Source organism: Collibacillus ludicampi (genome assembly GCF_023705585.1).
GTDB lineage: Bacteria > Bacillota > Bacilli > Tumebacillales > BOQE01 > Collibacillus > Collibacillus ludicampi.
In genome coordinates, this window is record NZ_BOQE01000001.1 from 2,716,085 (window position 1) to 2,735,511 (window position 19,427).

At 46.3% G+C, this 19,427-nt stretch carries 16 protein-coding genes; 14 read left to right on the top strand and 2 right to left on the bottom strand.

The annotated features are described in order from the left end of the window. Window positions 1-17 precede the first annotated feature (17 nt). From accD to DNHGIG_RS13830, 13 genes are all read left to right on the top strand, one after another. Window positions 18-893 (top strand): acetyl-CoA carboxylase, carboxyltransferase subunit beta, encoded by an 876-nt coding sequence (gene accD, locus DNHGIG_RS13770; RefSeq protein WP_282200132.1) that lies wholly within the window; start codon window positions 18-20, stop codon window positions 891-893. Next, on the top strand, window positions 883-1,842 hold the full coding sequence (locus DNHGIG_RS13775) for an acetyl-CoA carboxylase carboxyltransferase subunit alpha (protein WP_282200133.1): 960 nt from the start codon (window positions 883-885) through the stop codon (window positions 1,840-1,842). Before accD ends, DNHGIG_RS13775 begins: the two co-directional genes overlap by 11 nt. A gap of 243 nt (window positions 1,843-2,085) precedes the next feature. Then, window positions 2,086-3,045: a 6-phosphofructokinase gene (gene pfkA, locus DNHGIG_RS13780; RefSeq protein ID WP_282200134.1), complete on the top strand. Its 960-nt coding sequence runs from the start codon at window positions 2,086-2,088 to the stop codon at window positions 3,043-3,045. A gap of 16 nt (window positions 3,046-3,061) precedes the next feature. Further along, entirely contained in the window at window positions 3,062-4,816 is a 1,755-nt protein-coding gene (gene pyk, locus DNHGIG_RS13785) for a pyruvate kinase (protein WP_282200135.1), read from the top strand. A gap of 287 nt (window positions 4,817-5,103) precedes the next feature. After that, window positions 5,104-5,499 carry an FxsA family protein gene (locus DNHGIG_RS13790; RefSeq protein ID WP_282200136.1) on the top strand — a complete coding sequence of 132 codons (396 nt, stop codon included), beginning with the start codon at window positions 5,104-5,106 and terminating at the stop codon, window positions 5,497-5,499. A gap of 113 nt (window positions 5,500-5,612) precedes the next feature. Further along, window positions 5,613-6,908 carry an NADP-dependent isocitrate dehydrogenase gene (gene icd, locus DNHGIG_RS13795; protein WP_282200137.1) on the top strand — a complete coding sequence of 432 codons (1,296 nt, stop codon included), beginning with the start codon at window positions 5,613-5,615 and terminating at the stop codon, window positions 6,906-6,908. A 24-nt stretch (window positions 6,909-6,932) separates the two neighbouring features. Then, window positions 6,933-7,877 carry a malate dehydrogenase gene (gene mdh / locus DNHGIG_RS13800; RefSeq protein WP_282200138.1) on the top strand — a complete coding sequence of 315 codons (945 nt, stop codon included), beginning with the start codon at window positions 6,933-6,935 and terminating at the stop codon, window positions 7,875-7,877. Window positions 7,878-8,350: 473 nt separating this feature from the next. Next, window positions 8,351-9,280: an ABC transporter permease gene (locus tag DNHGIG_RS13805; protein ID WP_282200139.1), complete on the top strand. Its 930-nt coding sequence runs from the start codon at window positions 8,351-8,353 to the stop codon at window positions 9,278-9,280. Between the two features lie 3 nt (window positions 9,281-9,283). Beyond that, window positions 9,284-10,201 carry an ABC transporter permease gene (locus DNHGIG_RS13810; RefSeq protein WP_282200140.1) on the top strand — a complete coding sequence of 306 codons (918 nt, stop codon included), beginning with the start codon at window positions 9,284-9,286 and terminating at the stop codon, window positions 10,199-10,201. 13 nt (window positions 10,202-10,214) lie between these two features. Then, a complete protein-coding gene (locus DNHGIG_RS13815; RefSeq protein WP_282200141.1) occupies window positions 10,215-11,228 on the top strand; it encodes an ABC transporter ATP-binding protein in 1,014 nt (337 codons plus the stop codon). 3 nt (window positions 11,229-11,231) lie between these two features. Further along, entirely contained in the window at window positions 11,232-12,188 is a 957-nt protein-coding gene (locus DNHGIG_RS13820; protein ID WP_282200142.1) for an ABC transporter ATP-binding protein, read from the top strand. A gap of 677 nt (window positions 12,189-12,865) precedes the next feature. After that, on the top strand, window positions 12,866-13,600 hold the full coding sequence (locus tag DNHGIG_RS13825) for an MBL fold metallo-hydrolase (protein ID WP_282201428.1): 735 nt from the start codon (window positions 12,866-12,868) through the stop codon (window positions 13,598-13,600). Further along, a complete protein-coding gene (locus tag DNHGIG_RS13830) occupies window positions 13,584-14,147 on the top strand; it encodes a TetR/AcrR family transcriptional regulator (protein WP_282200143.1) in 564 nt (187 codons plus the stop codon). Before DNHGIG_RS13825 ends, DNHGIG_RS13830 begins: the two co-directional genes overlap by 17 nt. Window positions 14,148-14,201: 54 nt before the next feature. Here the strand turns inward: DNHGIG_RS13830 and DNHGIG_RS13835 are convergent, their stop codons facing one another. After that, window positions 14,202-14,852, bottom strand: a complete 651-nt coding sequence (locus DNHGIG_RS13835) for a DUF4937 domain-containing protein (RefSeq protein WP_282200144.1) — start codon at window positions 14,850-14,852, stop codon at window positions 14,202-14,204. 1,335 nt (window positions 14,853-16,187) lie between these two features. Beyond that, on the bottom strand, window positions 16,188-16,472 hold the full coding sequence (locus tag DNHGIG_RS13840; RefSeq protein WP_282200145.1) for an LSm family protein: 285 nt from the start codon (window positions 16,470-16,472) through the stop codon (window positions 16,188-16,190). A gap of 240 nt (window positions 16,473-16,712) precedes the next feature. Between DNHGIG_RS13840 and polA the strand changes: the two genes are divergently transcribed. Then, window positions 16,713-19,352 carry a DNA polymerase I gene (polA, locus tag DNHGIG_RS13845; RefSeq protein ID WP_282200146.1) on the top strand — a complete coding sequence of 880 codons (2,640 nt, stop codon included), beginning with the start codon at window positions 16,713-16,715 and terminating at the stop codon, window positions 19,350-19,352. The last annotated feature ends 75 nt before the right edge of the window (window positions 19,353-19,427 follow it).

Genomic DNA, 19,427 nt, shown 5'->3' on the forward strand with positions numbered 1-19,427 from the left:
GTATGAGAGGTGGAAGTGTGCTTAAAGACCTATTTCAAAAGAAAGTAAAATATGCGACATTGTCCACTCAGGATGTGGCGCCTCGCAAAGAGTCAATCCCTGAAGGGATTATGACCAAATGCAAGAAGTGTGGAGAATTGTTGCTCACAAAAGAGTTGGATAAGCATTTGAAGACTTGTCCTCGTTGTGGGTATCATTTTCCATTATCCGCTCCTGAGCGTATACAATGGACGTTGGATGAAGGACATTTTTTCGAATATGATGCGGGAATGACATCGGTCGACCCGTTGCGCTTTCCCGATTATCCTGCAAAGCTCGAAGCGGTGAAAGAGAGTACGGGACTCCAAGAAGCGGTAGTAACAGGGGAAGGTACATTGGAAGGCTTCCCGGTGGTCATCGGTGTAATGGATTCGCGCTTTATCATGGGATCCATGGGTTCGGTAGTGGGCGAGAAGATCACGCGTGCGGTCGAGCGGGCAGTTGAGAAGAAGTATCCTTTGATTCTGTTCACGGCTTCCGGCGGGGCCAGAATGCAGGAAGGTACGTTTTCGTTGATGCAGATGGCGAAGATTTCCGCCGCCCTGCGCAAATTGGGGGATGCGCGGTTGCCTTATATTGCGGTACTTACTCATCCGACGACAGGCGGTGTCACCGCTTCGTTCGCGATGCTCGGAGATTTGAATATCGCTGAACCGGGAGCTTTGATCGGATTTGCAGGTCGGCGTGTGATCGAACAGACGATTCGTCAAAAACTGCCCGACGATTTTCAAACGGCGGAGTTCCTCTTGAAACACGGAATGCTGGACAAAGTGGTTCACCGCAAGGAGATGAAACATACGTTGGCGAAAATATTGGAAATGCATCGTATAGGGGGGGCACCTAATGCCCGCTGAATTGCAATTTGAAAAGCCCCTGCTGGAACTTCGTGACAAGATTGAGGAGTTGAAGCGTTTCACGGAAGAGAAAGGGATTGATTTCTCCGAAGAAGTGGCAAAGCTTGAACAAAAAGCGGCCGAATTGGAGCGGACGATCTACGGAGGGTTGACCCCATGGCAAAGAATTCAGATCGCCAGACATCCGGAGCGCCCCACAACGCTCGATTACATAAAGAGTTTATGCACCGATTTTATCGAATTGCATGGTGACCGTACATTTGGCGATGACCCTGCAATTGTGGGCGGCATTGCCAAATTTGAGGACATGCCGATCACCGTCATCGGTCACCAAAAAGGTGGCGGCAATACGAAAGAGAATATTTATCGCAACTTCGGTATGGCTCATCCAGAAGGCTATCGCAAAGCGTTGCGATTGATGAAACAGGCGGAAAAGTTTCGTCGGCCGGTGTTATGCTTCATTGATACAGCCGGCGCGTATGCCGGGATGACTGCCGAGGAGCGCGGAATCGGTGAAGCGATTGCGCGAAACTTGCTGGAGATGGCGGGATTGAAAACGCCAATCGTCTCAATCGTCACTGGGGAAGGAGGTTCCGGAGGGGCTCTCGGTCTTGGTGTAGCCGACCGAGTATATATGCTGCAAAACGCGTATTATTCGGTGATTTCTCCCGAATCGGCGGCTGCACTCTTATGGAAAGATGCCACGCAAGCGGAACGGGCGGCGAATACAATGAGAATCCTCGCACCTGATTTGTATGAATTCGGTCTCATCGATGGCATCATCGAGGAACCCCTCGGCGGTGTTCAGAAAGCGCCCGAACAGGTGATACGGAACATGCGTGAAACGTTGCATTCCGCTTTCCGTGAACTTCTTCAATTGTCGGATGAAGAACTTTTAGAACAGAGGTATCAGAAATTCAAAGCGATGGGGCAGTTTACGGAAGTGTAAGAGCATATGCGAAAAAAGACGAAAAGGACTTTTTGAAAAACCTTCATACACATAGAGTTTTGTAAGGCGGAATACCCTATACCTGATTTCAGGAATAGGGACCGCCACCTTTTAGATCTTACATGGACAATATTTGTCCCGGCGGGACAAATATTGTCTCATAGCTTGAGACGATCTCCACAAGGTATGATCGCTAAGCATTACGCATGCACATAGATTTTTGAGTAGGGAGATGGAGAGGATATGAAAAAAATCGCTGTACTGACAAGCGGAGGAGACGCACCTGGAATGAATGCGGCGATTCGTGCCGTGGTTCGAAGTGCGATTTATCGAGGACTCGAAGTGATAGGGATCAAACGCGGGTACACGGGTTTGATTTCTGGAGACCTTGTTCCAATGGATCTCGGGTCAGTTGCCGATATCATCCATCGGGGAGGCACGATTCTGTATACTGCAAGATGTGAAGAGTTTAAAACTAAAGAAGGACAACAAAAAGGGCTGAAAGTGCTTCGGGAACAGGGAATCGAAGGATTGGTCGTGATCGGGGGCGACGGATCTTTTCGAGGAGCCAAAGCATTGGCTGAGCTTGGGGTGCAGACGATCGGGATTCCGGGGACGATCGATAATGACATACCGTGCACAGATTTTACAATAGGGTTTGACACTGCAGTCAACACGGTGATCCAAGCAGTCGACAAAATCCGTGATACCGCTACATCGCACGAAAGGACGTATGTTGTAGAAGTAATGGGGCGTCACGCCGGGGATATTGCCTTGTGGGCTGGATTGGCTGCAGGTGCCGAATCGATCTTGATACCGGAAGAACCGTTCGATCTGCAAGCAATCATTGACAAGCTGAAAAGAGGTGTTTCACGTGGAAAGCGCCATTCGATCATTATCGTGGCGGAAGGGGCAGGAAAAGGGTTTGAAATTGGCGAAGAAATTCATAGAGCGACTGGCTGGGAAACACGCGTAACCGTTCTTGGTCATATCCAGCGTGGAGGTTCACCGACCGCATTCGACCGTACACTGGCTTCACGCATGGGTGACATGGCGGTTGAGTTACTCCTGAAAGGGGAAGGAAAAAAGATGATCGGGATTCAGGGGGGAGTCTTGAAAGCTGTTGATATTGAAGAAGCTCTTTCTACTCCTCATAAGCCCGAATTGTCATTATATAACCTGGCAAGTATTCTTTCGATCTAGCTTGGAGGTTTAGACAATGAGAAAAACGAAAATCGTTTGTACAATTGGCCCAGCAAGTGAATCCTTGGAAGTTCTCAAAGAATTGATTCGCGCCGGTATGGATGTCGCACGCTTGAATTTCTCCCATGGAACTTATGAGGAACATAAAGCGCGCATCGATAATATTCGTGAAGCTGCACGCGAAGTCGGAAAGACGGTAGCGATTCTTTTGGACATAAAAGGACCGAAAATTCGCACTGGATTGATCGAAAATGGCGAAGCAGAACTGAAAGAAGGAGATAAGATCACTCTGACCACGGAAGAAATCCTGGGCACGTCGGAAAAAGTATCGATCTCTTATAAGGGATTGCCGGAGGACGTCAGACCAGGTTCACGCTTGTTGATTGATGACGGTTTGATCGGTCTCACTGTCGAATCTGTGGAAGGAAACGAGATTCATTGCCGCGTCATCAACGGTGGCATGCTCAAGAATCGAAAGGGGATCAATGCCCCGGGAGTACGTCTGCGCATCGAATCGGTAACGGAAAAAGATATCGCAGATATTCGGTTTGGTATCGAGCAAGGTGTCGATATCATAGCCGCTTCGTTTGTTCGCAGTGCGGAGGATGTTCTCACAGTTAGGCGTATCCTAGAAGAAAGCGGCGCGGAAATGGATATCATTGCGAAGATCGAGGCCGAGGAAGCGTTGGAAAAACTGGATGAGATCATTCAAGTGGCCGATGGCCTCATGGTGGCTCGGGGAGATCTGGGTGTTGAGATTCCTACGGAAGAGGTACCCTTGTGGCAAAAAATAATGATTGAAAAGTGCAACAAAGCGGGTAAACCTGTTATCACGGCAACCCAAATGTTGGATTCGATGCAGCGAAACCCGAGGCCAACGCGTGCGGAAGCGAGCGACGTAGCAAACGCTATTTTTGATGGAACGGATGCAATCATGTTATCTGGCGAAACGGCAGCGGGTAAATATCCTGTCGAAGCCGTCAAAACGATGGCGCGGATTGCGGAGCGGACCGAAGAAGCGATACGCGACAACCTGATTGGTTCACGCGCAACCCGCATGACAGACAGGCATACGGTTACGGATGCGTTATCCCATGCGGTTGCAACGATCGCACATGAACTGGAAGCGAAAGCGATCATAACTTCGACGACGAGCGGTTATACTGCACGCATGGTATCCAAACAGCGCGCCGATTCTCCGATTATCGCGGTCACGCCGCGTGAGGATGTGGCACGCCGACTCTGCTTGCTCTATGGCGTATACCCAGTCGTTACGAAGGAAACGTCGTCAACGGATGAAATGCTGGAGGTGGCAGTGGAAGGCGCTCTCACTACCGATCTCGTGCGAATGGGTGATCTTGTTGTCATTACCGCCGGAGTGCCCGTGGGGCAACCCGGTACGACCAACCTTTTAAAAGTACACACGATTGGTAAAATAGTAGCGCGGGGACAGGGAATCGGCGAGCGCGCTGCAACCGGTCGCATCGTTGTGGGTACAACATACGAAGATCTAAAAGGTAAAATGCGCGACGGTGACGTGATCGTAGCTTTGGCCACCGATCGCGATATCGTCCCCCTTATGGAAAAAGCCTCTGCGATCATTACGGAAGAAGGAGGCATTACTTCTCACGCGGCAATCGTGGGACTCCATCTGGGGATTCCAGTGATAGTTGGCGTGACAGATGCGACACGCATTTTCCGTGATGGAGAGGTTGTCACCGTCGATCCGAAACAAGGGATCATTTATAAAGGACGCGCTCAAGTCCTATAGTGACCAGACGGTAGAGACCCTGGTTTGGGATGCGGGATTCTTACGGACATCCTGATCCAGGGTTAAGGTGCATTTTCCTGTCCCGTCCGTACTGAGTTCTAAGTCGTCCCTCAAGGCGTCGTAGGCGCCAACAAATGATGAAAATTGCTTTGGCCGGGTGTCGTGCTTTGCGTGAAAGAGCGATTTTGCAAAGCGTATGCCCGCGAAAACGACCTCCAGGGAGCACAAACGCAAATTCCAGCGTCCGCTACACTATAGATATTCAAGGTTGAAAAGGGGAATACCCAATGAAACGTCTTCTCATGCTCATATGTATTTTTGTACCCCTGCTTGAAGTCATTGTAATCATAAAAATGGGAGATCTTATTGGGGGATGGATGACGTTCTTGCTTTTGGTCGGGATCGGTTTGCTTGGCGCATATTTAGTAAAAGTACAGGGGGCCCGCATTTGGCGGAGGCTTAGAATAGAGCTTGAGATGGGGCGGATGCCTGCTGAAACGTTATGGGATGGCCTTTGTACTCTTGTAGCGGGATGTCTGTTTCTTATTCCCGGATTCCTCACGGATATAATAGGAATACTGTTTTTGCTTCCCCCGATCCGAGAGATCATCAAGCGATTGTTAAAGACGTGGGTTGCTGAACGATTGATGCAAGGTACCTGGCATTTCTTTTGGCGAAGATAAGATAGATGTTTTACTGTGTGAAATGAAGGTTCAAGTGCTGGAAGATTTTCTTGTTGTATCTTTTTCATCTGTGTTAGAATATTTGCTAGATATGCAAAGGAGGAACCAGACACATGGCACAGTTTGAGAAGTTTCCTCAACCAACTGAGGGAGAAAAGGTCACGCTTGTTAATGGAAAATTGCAAGTGCCGGACAACCCGATCATCCCGTTTATCGAAGGTGACGGAACAGGTCCGGACATTTGGCGTGCATCCCGGCGCGTATTCGACGCGGCAGTGGAAAAGGCATATGGCGGTCGCCGCAAGATTGCCTGGTATGAAGTTTTTGCTGGTGAGAAAGCGTTTAATACATATGGCGAGTGGCTCCCTGCGGATACCTTAACCGCGATCAAAGAATATATTATCGCGATTAAAGGACCGCTTACAACTCCTGTGGGAGGCGGGATTCGCTCTTTGAACGTTGCCTTGCGGCAAGAACTGGATCTCTATGTATGTCAACGCCCTGTGCGCTATTTTAATGGCGTGCCGAGTCCCGTGAAACATCCGGAGCTTGTAGATATGGTCATTTTCCGTGAGAATTCGGAGGATATCTATGCGGGCATCGAATGGGCGGAAGGGTCGCCTGAAGTGAAGAAAGTGATCCAATTTCTTCGCGAAGAAATGGGTGTCAAGAAAATCCGATTCCCTGAAACATCCGGAATCGGAATCAAACCGGTTTCGAAAGAAGGAACGGAACGCCTTGTTCGCGCTGCGATCGAGTACGCTTTGAAACAGAAGCGCAAAAGTGTAACGCTCGTCCACAAAGGAAATATCATGAAGTTCACAGAAGGCGCATTCAAAAACTGGGGATATGAGCTGGCTGAGCGGGAATATTCCGATAAGGTATTTACCTGGCAGCAATATGACCGCATTAAAGAACAACACGGCCAGCGCGCTGCTGACGATGCGCAGAAAGAAGCGGAAGCCAATGGCAAGATCATCATCAAAGATGTCATCGCTGATGCTTTCCTGCAACAGATCCTCACCCGTCCGAAAGAGTATGACGTCATTGCGACGCTCAACTTGAATGGTGATTACATCTCTGACGCATTGGCTGCACAAGTGGGTGGCATTGGTATCGCTCCGGGTGCCAATATTAACTATGAGACCGGCCATGCCGTGTTCGAAGCCACACACGGTACCGCACCGAAGTATGCAAACTTGGACAAAGTAAATCCGGGATCTGTGATTCTGTCCGGCGTTATGATGCTCGAATACATGGGCTGGCAGGAAGCGGCTGACGCGATCGTGAATGCGATGGAGAAAACGATCGAGCAGAAAACGGTTACTTACGATTTCGCGCGTTTGATGGAAGGTGCGACCGAAGTGAAGTGTTCCGAATTTGCATCAAAAATCATTGAAAACCTCTAATTTTTCCACAAGGAGGAGCAAATCGTGACAACGATTAAGCGCAAAAAAATCACTGTGGTTGGCGCGGGCTTCACAGGTGCTACGACTGCACTCTTCCTCGCTCAAAAGGAACTGGGAGATGTCGTTTTGCTCGACATTCCGCAACTGGAAAATCCGACAAAAGGTAAGGCGCTCGATATGCTTGAAGCAACGCCTGTTCTCGGCGTTGACGCGAATATTATCGGTACCGCCAACTATGAGGATACGAAAGATTCGGATCTCGTCATCATCACCGCAGGAATCGCTCGCAAACCGGGCATGAGCCGTGATGATCTGGTAAGCACCAACGCGGGAATCGTAAAATCGGTCACTGAGCATATCGTGAAATATTCCCCGAACTGCTATATCATCGTGTTGTCCAATCCTGTAGATGCGATGACTTACGTGGCTTACAAAACATCAGGTTTTCCGAAGAATCGCGTGATCGGTCAATCGGGTGTGCTTGACACAGCACGCTTCCGTACTTTCTTGGCGCAAGAGCTGAATGTGTCTGTCGAAGACGTTCAAGGTTTCGTACTTGGCGGTCACGGGGACGACATGGTACCTCTTGTTCGCTACACCACTGCCGGCGGTATCCCTGTAGAAAACCTCATTTCTAAAGAGCGCATCGAAGCGATCGTGAAACGCACCCGTACAGGCGGCGGCGAAATTGTGAATCTGCTCGGTACCGGAAGCGCTTATTACGCACCGGCAGCATCCCTCGCACAGATGGCAGAAGCGATTTTGAAAGACAAGAAGCGCATCCTTCCGGCGATCGCTTATTTGGAAGGCGAATATGGATATAACGATCTCTTCCTCGGTGTTCCTACCCTTCTTGGCGGAAACGGGCTCGAGAAGATATTCGAGCTTGAACTGACCGCGGAAGAAAAAGCGGCTCTCGATAAATCGGCCGATTCTGTTCGCAATGTGATTAAAATCGTATCTCAATAATTACAAGCATAGTATGCTCTCTGACTGAAAGAGTCAGAGGGCTTTTTTTAAGGTTTGAACTCTGAACCACAGATTTTCAAGTGGTGATGCATATAGAGATAAGAAAAGTTAATATTAATTCGCGATTTAACTATTGAAAAATTATAGATTCAAAGCTGAAAATGCTGAAAATACTCTCGCAAGTTATGAGCGAATATGCTATAGTATTAAAGGGTATAGGGGAATTAAATCTATATTTATATTTAACTGATGGTTGCTTGAATTAAATATTACCACACTTGTGGGAAGAATTAATGAACATTCTCATTTCGATTGAATTATCTGTATTTTTTGAGAAGGTCATATGTTTGACTTTTCCATCTATCAACCGTCAGGTAGAAAGTGGGTATAGTTCGCCGGCACTATACTCTAACTTTTGCCAATATATTAAAAAGCCTGTGAGATATGGGCTAACTTTGTGGGAGGTGTTGTTGTTGCTGCGTTTTATTTTACGTCGTTTTATCTACATGGTTGTGACTTTATGGTTGATCGTAACAGTCACTTTCGTCCTGATGCATAACTTGCCCGGCGACCCGTTAACCAATTCAGAAAAACTCACTCCTGAACAGAAAGCGATCATTATGAAGCAATACGGGTTGGATAAGCCGCTGGTGGTACAATACGGGGAATATTTGCTGAAAGTGGCTCAAGGAGATTTGGGCGTATCTTTTGCATACCCAACACGGAAGGTTACAGAGATCATCAGCCAGTCTTTTCCCGCTTCTGCAGAGCTGGGAGTAGAGTCGATCATCCTGTCCGTGATCGTAGGGCTCGGCCTTGGGATCACAGCCGCGCTGAAACACAACAAATCGTGGGACTATGTCGCCATGTTTATCGCGATCGTAGGCGTTTCTGTTCCTTCGTTCGTACTAGGGCCGATTTTGCAATATTACATAGGTGTGAAAGCAGGGTGGTTACCGGCCGCTCTGTGGGATGGACCGGAAAACCGTATCCTCCCGACAATCGCGCTTTCGTTTATGACAATCGCGATCGTGGCGCGGATGATGCGTACATCCATGCTTGATGTGCTGAATACGGATTATATTAAAACCGCGCGTGCGAAAGGTCTCTCAAAACCATCGATCATAGTAAAACATACGCTGCGCAATGCAATTATGCCGGTTATCACCATTCTAGGTCCGATATTCGTCAATGTGATTACAGGAACGCTTGTGGTCGAACAGGTATTTGCCGTGCCTGGTCTCGGTAAATATTTCGTGCAATCCGTCTATTCCAACGATTACACACTGATTATGGGTCTGACGATCTTTTATAGTGTCATACTCGTCGTTATCATGTTCTTGACGGATGTCGCCTATGGTTTGATCGACCCTCGAATCCGCTTGGCGAAAGGGAGGAACTAGCAGATGGAATTAATGACAAACGATAGCTTTACCCCTGTACCTAGAGCCTCTTTCGAAAAAGAGAGAATCGTTCGCCCTTCATTAACATATTGGCAAGATGCGTGGAGGCGTCTTAAGAAGAATAAGTTGGCGATGCTGGGGCTCGTTATGTTGATCTTTTTAACAGTCATGGCTATCATAGGCCCCTTCCTGCAAAAATACGGTTACGACGTTCAAGATTTGAGCGTTCGGAATCAGGCTCCGAGCGCACAACACTGGTTTGGTACCGATGATTTCGGACGGGATCTCTGGGTGCGCGTTTGGTGGGGGACACGGATTTCCCTGTTTATCGGGATCATGGCCGCTCTGATGGACTTCTTCATCGGAGTGCTGTATGGCGGCATTTCTGCGTATTACGGGGGAAAAGTGGATGATGTCATGCAGCGTTTTATCGAAATCGTGTACGCAATCCCCTATTTATTGATCACCGTGTTGTTGATCATGGTGATGGGATCTGGTATTTGGACGATTGTGCTTGCATACGGGGTGACCGGCTGGATCGCGATGGCACGTCTTGTGCGCGGACAAGTTCTCTCGCTTAAAGAGCAGGAGTACGTATTGGCTGCGAGAACGTTGGGTGCCAGTCCTTGGCGGATTATCACCCGCCATTTAATACCGAATGCGCTCGGATTTATCGTCGTTCAAGTGACTTTCACCATTCCGCAAGCGATCTTTACAGAAGCGTTTCTCTCATTCTTGGGACTGGGTGTAAAAGTTCCGCTTGCTTCACTAGGGATGTTGCTTTCCGACGGTGTGGGTTCGATGCGCTCATTCCCATGGCGCTTGATTTTCCCGTCGATCGTATTCTCATTGATGATGTTAAGCTTCAACCTGCTCGGGGATGGTCTTCGTGACGCACTTGATCCGAAACTGAGAAAGTAAGGAGGGGAGCGCTTTGGAAAACATTTTGGAAGTCAAAGATCTTAAAGTATCCTTTCAAACGTATGCCGGAGAAGTACAAGCGGTTCGGGGCGTCTCCTTTCACTTGAGAAAAGGGGAAGCTTTGGCGATTGTGGGAGAGTCGGGCTGCGGGAAGTCCGTAACGGCCCAGACGATCATGCGTTTGATCCCATCTCCGCCGTCGATTATCAAAGGTGGTTCCATCATTTTTGACGGTAAGGTGGATGTCGTTACGTTAAGCGGTAAACAAATGGAGTCGATTCGCGGTTCAGAGATGGGAATGATTTTCCAGGATCCGATGACCTCTTTGAACCCTACGATGACGATCGGTAAACAAATCACAGAAGGTTTAGTGAAGCATCAGGGCTTAAGTAAAGATGAAGCGCGTAAACGGGCAATTGAAATGCTTCGGCTTGTGGGAATTCCGAACCCGGAAGCGCGTATCCAACAATATCCTCATCAGTTTTCAGGGGGAATGCGACAACGCGTGATGATCGCGATCGCTCTCGCATGCAATCCTAAACTGTTGATTGCCGATGAACCGACAACGGCACTGGATGTGACCGTACAGGCACAGATCATCGATCTTATGCGGGAATTACAGGAGAAAACGGGTGCTTCGATTATCATCATTACACACGATCTGGGAGTCGTCGCCGATTTGGCACAGCGTGTGGTCGTTATGTATGCGGGCAAAGTGGTTGAACAAGGATCGGTTGATGATATTTTCTATAACCCGCAGCATCCGTATACGTGGGGACTCTTGCGCTCGGTACCCCGTCTGGACGATATGAAGAAGGCTGACCTGATACCCATCGACGGGACTCCACCCGATTTGTTCGCCCCCCCCAAAGGCTGTGCATTTGCTGCGCGTTGTCCCTACGCGATGAACATCTGTTTGGAAGAAGATCCGGAACACCAGAAAGTAGATGAAGGGCATAGCGCTGCTTGTTGGCTGTTACACGAGAAAGCACCGCGTGTGGAACGTCCTGTACGAGTGGGGGATTAAATCGTGGCTGATCATATTCTTGAAGTGCGAAATTTAAAGAAATATTTTAATGTGGGTCATGGAAACGTCTTAAAAGCGGTCGATAACGTGAGTTTCTCAATTAAACGCGGAGAAACGTTTGGATTGGTTGGCGAATCCGGATGCGGCAAGTCGACGACGGGACGGACGATCATTCGTTTATATGAAGCGACCGATGGACAAGTTCTCTTTAACGGGGAAGACGTACATGCATTAAGAGGAAGTAAATTGAGAGATTTCAATCGGAATATGCAGATGGTGTTCCAAGATCCTTATGCGTCCTTGAACCCGCGGATGACCGTAGGCGATATCATAGCTGAAGGTATCGATATTCACGGATTGTTCACTGGTCGGAAACGGCGGGAACGTGTCGTCGAATTGTTGCGTACCGTCGGACTTAATGAAGAGCATGCTTCCCGCTTTCCTCATGAATTTTCGGGAGGACAACGCCAACGGATCGGTATCGCCCGCGCGCTGGCGATTGAACCGCAATTTATCATTGCCGATGAGCCGATCTCCGCGCTCGATGTATCCATCCAGGCACAGGTCGTGAACTTGTTCAAGCGGTTGCAGAAAGAGAGAGGACTTACCTATTTATTTATCGCGCACGACCTTGCCATGGTGAAACATATTTCCGACAGGATCGGAGTCATGTATCTGGGAGCGCTTGTTGAAACGGCAGAAGCGAACGAACTCTACCGTAAACCATTACATCCGTATACGCAAGCGTTGTTATCTGCCATTCCGATTCCGGACCCAGAAGTGGAACGGAAACGAGAACGTATCATTTTACAAGGAGATGTCCCTTCTCCCATCAATCCGCCGAGCGGTTGTCGTTTCCGTACCCGTTGTCCAAAGGCAATGCCCGAGTGTGCAACACATGTGCCCGAGTGGAAAGAAGTAGAGAACGATCATTTTGTGGCGTGTCACCTATATAGCTAATATGGGGTTACCGATTACGGCGTCTCTTAGGAGGCGCCTTTTTGCTCTCTTGGAAAATGTGTAGTTTGGTATGCGTATGCTTTGCGTTCGTGCTCCGTGGAGGTCGTATCAGCGGGCATATGGTTTCTTGGATATCAAATGATTGTGCGTTTTCTCGTAACTGTTTGTCCGTTACTTTTGTAGATCAATGAACATTTAATATTAATGAAAAGGAGTTGATTAAAGTGAATAAAAAATGTGCAAATCGATATTGTCCTCCTACAGATCCTATTATTACGGATCCGCAGAGAATTGTTCGAGACTTCTATCACCCTCGAGTAGTTAGAGTCATTCATCCTATCGAAATCGTCAATCGACATCATTGCGTCCCCATTTACAAGCATGAGTTTATCATCAAAGAAAGAGATGAAAACTGTAAATAGAAACGCATATCACAAATGTTTACGCGATTTCTGCTGATATGTTCAGCAAATAATATCCCGTTTCCAATTTCGCCGGTTTAACATTGACACACACCGGCGATATTATTTTGTCAATGTGTGTGGTATACCAAATGAACGAGCGCTCCTCTCAAGTACTCCATCCCTTTTTTCAGTTATATAATGAAAAATATACTCGAAAAACTAATTATATTAGTTATAATACTAATACAATTATCTTTTTGTGGAGGAATCTTCATGCGTATCCGTCAACACGGATTCATTTATCAATTAACGTTTTTACCGTCTCTTTTCCCGGTGAATTGTTATCTCGTTGAGGAAGAAACTGAACTAACGCTCATTGATACAGCACTTCCTTACAGTCACAAGGGAATCTTACAAGCAGCGAAAAAAATAGGAAAGCCCATCACCCGCATCGTATTAACACATGCTCATGAGGATCATGTCGGTTCATTGGACCATTTGAAGAATGCTCTGCCTAAAGCAATGGTAATGATATCAAAACGGGATGCCAAAATTTTGGAAGGAGACCGAGCACTTGAACCTGGTGAACCCCAAACACCGATTCGCGGAGGTGTACCTAAGTGGGTTCAAACAAGACCTGACTATTTACTTAATGATGGTGACAGGGTTGGATCCCTTAAAGCTGTTTTTTCCCCGGGACATACTCCTGGTTCAATGGCGTTCATCGATATGAGAAACCAAGCATTAATTGCTGGGGATGCATTTCAGACACGCGGAGGTATCGCAGTTGCCGGAACAGTAAAACCATTATTTCCGTTTCCTGCGTTCGGAACTTGGAATAAGGAACTGGCATGGGAAAGCGCGCGAAGATTGAGAGATTTACACCCTTCTTTGTTGGCTGTGGGTCATGGATCTATGATTATGGATCCTGTCGAGGCAATGAGCAGGGCTTTAAAAGACGCAGAGAAAACATTGAAAAGAAGGGGTAATTATGCGGAAAGGTCTTGATAAAATGACGGTTCTAGAGGCAACTGCGGAACTTGCTGATCAGGAAGGTTATGAACAGATTACACTTGCCTCCGTGGCCAACAGATTACAAATACGGACTCCTTCGTTGTACAATCATGTGCAAGGGTTGCCTGGTTTGAAAAAAGAACTCGCTTGTTATGCCCTTCGCAAATTAAAGGAAGAACTGGTAGAAGCGGCTATTGGTAAAACCGGTGAAGAAGCTTTGTATTCAATCGGAGTCGCTTATGTATCATTCGTTCGGCAGCATCCCGGACTTTATGAAGCAACCATGGGGGCTCCCGATCCTTTGGACTCGGATATTCAAGAGGCTGGAAACGAAATTATCGCTCTTTTATTACGTGTTTTAGAAACATACAGACTTGATCATGAAGATGCACTTCATACTGTACGGGGTCTTCGAAGTCTTGTCCATGGATTCGCTTCTCTGGAATTAAGAAAAGGGTTCAATATGGATGTAAATACAGATGAAACTTTGAGGCACATTTTAAACACGTATGTAACTGGACTACGTACAAAATCTAGTTAATTCCGGATTTCTATACTTTGATTCGAAGCGGCCATAATGTCACGTTACCTTCTTTCATTCTTTGTTATTACCGATTACTGTCCAAGAATCCTGTAATTGAATGATCTTTTCATCGATACTTTCAATTATTTTTTTATATTGAGAACGCTCTTGTAGTACGGGTACCATTGTTTCAAGATCATTCTGATGAAAAATTTCATCTGTCCATAATGTTGCCACTAAGTACCGATTTGGTATTCCTAGTACCTTATTTAAAACACCGGCTAACATTCCGTTGGCATTAGACATTCCAGGGTTCCAGAAGTCCTTTTGGGCTTCAATAAAGTGTTTTATGCGATCTTTATAAAGGGTACAGTCAGCAATTCTTAGTACTGTACCTTTTCCAAGAGACGTGAGAATGTGACCATAAGTCCCCGGAATATCTAAAATGCTTTCACATAAAGCGATAGTAATGGAATTATATGTTTGTTTTTGATTGCTTTTATAAAATATTTGATCATGAATACGACTCATGAAGTTTTGATAAGAGGCATGATCTTTCCAGAAAGAAATAATACATGCTTCTAATGGTTGCCTAAGATTACATCCTCCTATTTGCCCCAGGAAACCTTGTACTTCATACAATGCAGCCCATTGTTCTTGAGCTTGTGAAAATTCTTCTTTCGAATCTCTATTCACCTTACATACAATCCATTTCATAATCATATGGTTCATTCACCTTCTTTGATATCCTACATTTACCATATTACCAGGTAACACTTATTGATGAAATAACAATATAATGCCCTCGGAGGCCCTCATTTCTTCTTTCTTTCATCTTAGAATTATAATCTTATGATATAATTTCCACGATAATTCAAGTTGGAGTTTTTTAGGGATTATTATAATTTTTATGTAATATCTTATTGTCTTGGTATATGTTGGTATTATTTAATTGGAAGTTTTTGGTGGATATCAATTGATGTGAGAACATTTCTTAATTAAGAGAGGGACTGATTCATATGAGCGAGATAACGGAGAAGAGGCGGAAAATTTGAAGGGGAACCCGTCAATAAATAAGATGACGGGGTGTTATTTAGGACTATTCAACTTCTAAAAATCTTACTGGTTTGATGACAAATTCCTGCTTCATTGGGACTGCACTTAATAACGAACATAAAGCAGAATAATCATCGGTTTCAACAAGCAAGTAGAAAACGTGATCAGAAGCACCAGTGACAGCGAAATGGATTTTTACACCCAGTTCCTTATACATACTTGGGATAGATGGAAGAAATTCCTGTACGCCTGTTTGACCTCTGTGTTATAAATATTGCAGTCATTCACACTATGTTTTGCAGTCACATGAAATAGCACTACATACAACTCCTTTGACCGATTTTAGTCCATCCGGTAAATGAAAGCGGATAATACCATTGTAACGTGAAGATGGCCCTCCTCTAAACCCCTGTAATGACTCCATCAATGATCTCTAAGCCCTGATCCTCAGATTTCAAATCAGGTAGTCCACCATGCCGCAAGTGGCGCATCAGTGGATGAAAAGTGTCTTTAGGTGGGCGTAATGCTTTGCGTGAAACAGTGACTTTGGAGGTCGTCTCGCAACAACTAAGCATATTCCAAGCGAGACGACCTCCACGGAGTGTGAACGCAAAGCATACGCCCACCGAACTACACATTTTCAAGGTATTAATACCTTTTAGTCTCTATAGTTAAACACCTGTCCCCGAAAGTTTCCGCGAGTGCGTGTTCGGGCCGGTCATATTTAAGGAGAAATGGTTATCGAGGAAGTTTAAAAAGCACAAAAGAAAAACGGCAGCCATAGCCGCCGTTTTTCTTTTGAATGTTAGTACGCGTAAGGAGCTGCTGTTACAGGAGCCGCACCTTAGTAACCTGGAACGAGCAAGAAGAATAAGACGAAGATGATCAGAAACACAACAGCCCAACGGGTGAAGGGTCCGAAACAACCGTCCATGTAGTCTACCTTCTTTCAAATTTAAATTTCTGAATAGAACAAAATAATAATTGAATTTTCCTAGAGATCTACCACCAGAAAGCAAGTGGCCATAACAACGAAATCGCTAAGAATGGTAAGAAGAAAAATGGCCAAAACGCCTTTTCACAATCGATCCCTGACTGAGGAAGATTTTGCAGGACATCTACTTTGATCGTATCGTCACCGTCGATGGTGCGAGCGCCCTGTAGTGGGCGAAAGTGAATTCCAGTATCAGTGACGGAATGTAAGATACCACGATGAACACTGCCATCCCTCAATCGTACACCCACTGGACGTCCGATAAATTGTTTGCAATAAACAGGCGATATCACAGAGTTCCCCCCCTTCCTCTCACTGATTTACGTTATGTAATGGAATTGATCGATGAAACGGCATCTATCCTATGGGGAAGGTCGTAATGATCTTGCCTAAATGTTTCTTTGTTTCCTATGTTTTTTAAGAAAAGTGTGGGGTGTAGATCCGTCGTCCTAAACCTAACCATTGAAGCAGATGCGACTTGTTATGTTACAATAGACATATTGATTTTTTCTGGATAATGAGGTGTAAATCGGATGGCCGATGGAAACAAACTGATACTGATTGACGGGAATAGCATCGCCTATCGGGCTTTTTTCGCTTTGCCGCTTTTAAGCACGGCGGATGGCAAATACACGAATGCCGTTTACGGATTTACAATGATGCTTCTTCGCTTGCTCGAAGATGAAAAGCCCACACATATTCTGGTTGCTTTCGATGCGGGCAAAGAGAACTTTCGTCATGAGCAATATGCAGAATATAAAGGTACGCGCGATAAAACGCCGGGCGAACTATCCGAACAGTTTCCACTCATACGTGATGTATTGAATGCCTTCGGGATTCGTTATGTCGAACAACCCGGGTATGAAGCGGATGATATCATCGGTACCTTAACAAAGAAGGCGGAAGAAGAAGGATATGACTGCCTTGTTGTATCGGGTGACAAAGATCTCTTGCAGCTCGTATCGGATCATGTACAAGCGATGTTGACACGTAAGGGAATCACCGAAGTTGAACGCTTCGGAATCCGGGAGATTCATGAGAAATACGGACTTACTCCCGCACAGATTATCGATCTTAAAGGATTGATGGGGGATACATCTGATAACATTCCGGGAATTCCTGGAGTCGGTGAGAAAACAGCATTGAAACTATTGCATCAATTCGGATCGGTAGAAAACGTTTTGGATCGGGTGGACGAAGTTTCGGGTAAGAAACTGCAGGAGAGAATTCGAGAACACCGGGAGCAAGCTCTCCTTTCCAAACAATTGGCGACGATCCATCGCGATGTTCCGCTCGACCTGGCCATTGATTCATTCGCATATCAAGGATTCGATACGGCGAGTGTGAAAGACATTTTTCAAAAACTGGCATTTAAATCATTGTTAGACCGCCTCCCTGAAGAGGAACACGAGAAAGAGGAGCCGATCCATCAAGATTTTGATATTCGCTTTGTGGACGAATCTGAGCTTGAATCGGTTATCGCTTCCTTTCCGCCGACAGTAGGTGTTTATCTGGATCTTGAAGGAAACTATCATCAGGGAATCTTACATGGCGTGATGGTTGGAAGCGATTCTTGTGCATGGTATATTGAAACACCTGACGGCAAGATTCCCTCTCCGCTTCAATCTGTCTTCTTGGAGAACAAGTATAAAAAGGTTATGTATGATATAAAAGCTGCGGCTTATGTTTTGCGCAAACAAGGGCTGGAAATGGACCGGAATGTGTTTGACGTGCTGCTTGTCACGTATCTGTTAAACCCGTCAGAGGGCACACCGGATCTGATTGATCTCTTGAATCGTGAGTTAAAATGGGGACTCTTGCCGCTTGCAAAAGAGGAAAAACGGTCGCAAATGCCGTCGAGGGAAGAACGCGTGCAATGGATGGGGAAGGTTGCGATCGCTTTATCCAAAGTGGAAAGTTCCTTGAGTAAGGAGCTCGCGGACAAGGAACTGGATACTTTATATCATGAACTGGAGTTACCGTTATCCTATGTTCTGGCCGAAATGGAGTTCGTCGGGATTCGTGTGGATGTCGATCGTTTACGGGAGATGGGGGAAGAATTCAAACAAAGTGTAGAGCGATTGACAAAGGAAATTTATGAAATGGCAGGAACGGAATTTAATATTAATTCTCCGAAGCAATTGGGAGAGATTCTGTTCGATAAAATGGGTCTTCCTGTCCAGAAGAAAACGAAAACCGGTTATTCCACAAGCGCCGATGTGCTGGAGAAGCTTGCACCTTTTGCACCGATCGTGCAGAAGATCCTCGATTATCGCCAATTGGTCAAGCTGGAATCGACATATGTCGAAGGTTTATTAAAAGTGGTTCGTCCAGAGACGTGTCGGGTGCATACATCTTTCAATCAGGCGTTAACAGCTACAGGCAGACTGTCTTCCACCGATCCAAATCTGCAAAACATCCCCATACGTATGGAGGAAGGCAGACGATTGCGCCAGGTGTTTATCCCGACGAAACCGGATTGGAAGATCGTCTCTGCCGATTATTCGCAAATTGAATTGAGGATCTTGGCGCATATTTCTCAAGACGAAAACATGAGGGATGCTTTTATTCACGATTTGGACATTCATACGCGCACCGCTGCTGACGTGTTTGAAGTAACTCTGGACAAAGTAACGGCGGAAATGAGACGCGCGGCAAAAGCGGTGAACTTTGGGATCGTTTACGGGATTTCCGACTATGGACTCTCGCAGAACTTAAACATCACCAGGAAACAGGCAGCCGAATTTATCGAAAATTATTTTTCAAAGTTTCCGGGTGTCAAGCGATTCATGACGGAAATCGTTGAGCAAGCACGGAAGAACGGTTATGTAACGACACTGCTCAACCGTCGTCGCTATTTGCCGGATATCAACAGCCGCAATTTTAATCTGCGTTCATTCGCTGAGCGGACAGCCATGAATACGCCCATCCAAGGTACAGCTGCCGATATCATCAAGAAAGCGATGGTCGATATTCATCGGGAGATTATAGAACGAGGTTTGACAACCCGCATGCTGTTACAAGTCCATGACGAACTGATCTTTGAAGTTCCGCCAGAGGAACTTGCTGAAGTCATAGAACTGGTTCGCAAGCGGATGGAGGAGGCGGTCGAACTTTCCGTTCCATTAAAAGTAGATATCCATGCGGGAAACAACTGGTATGAGGCGAAGTAGATCCTTGGAGCACCGTACACTGCCAGCGGCACCAACTGTGAACTGAAGGAACCGATAGAAATCAAAGTCCCCCTG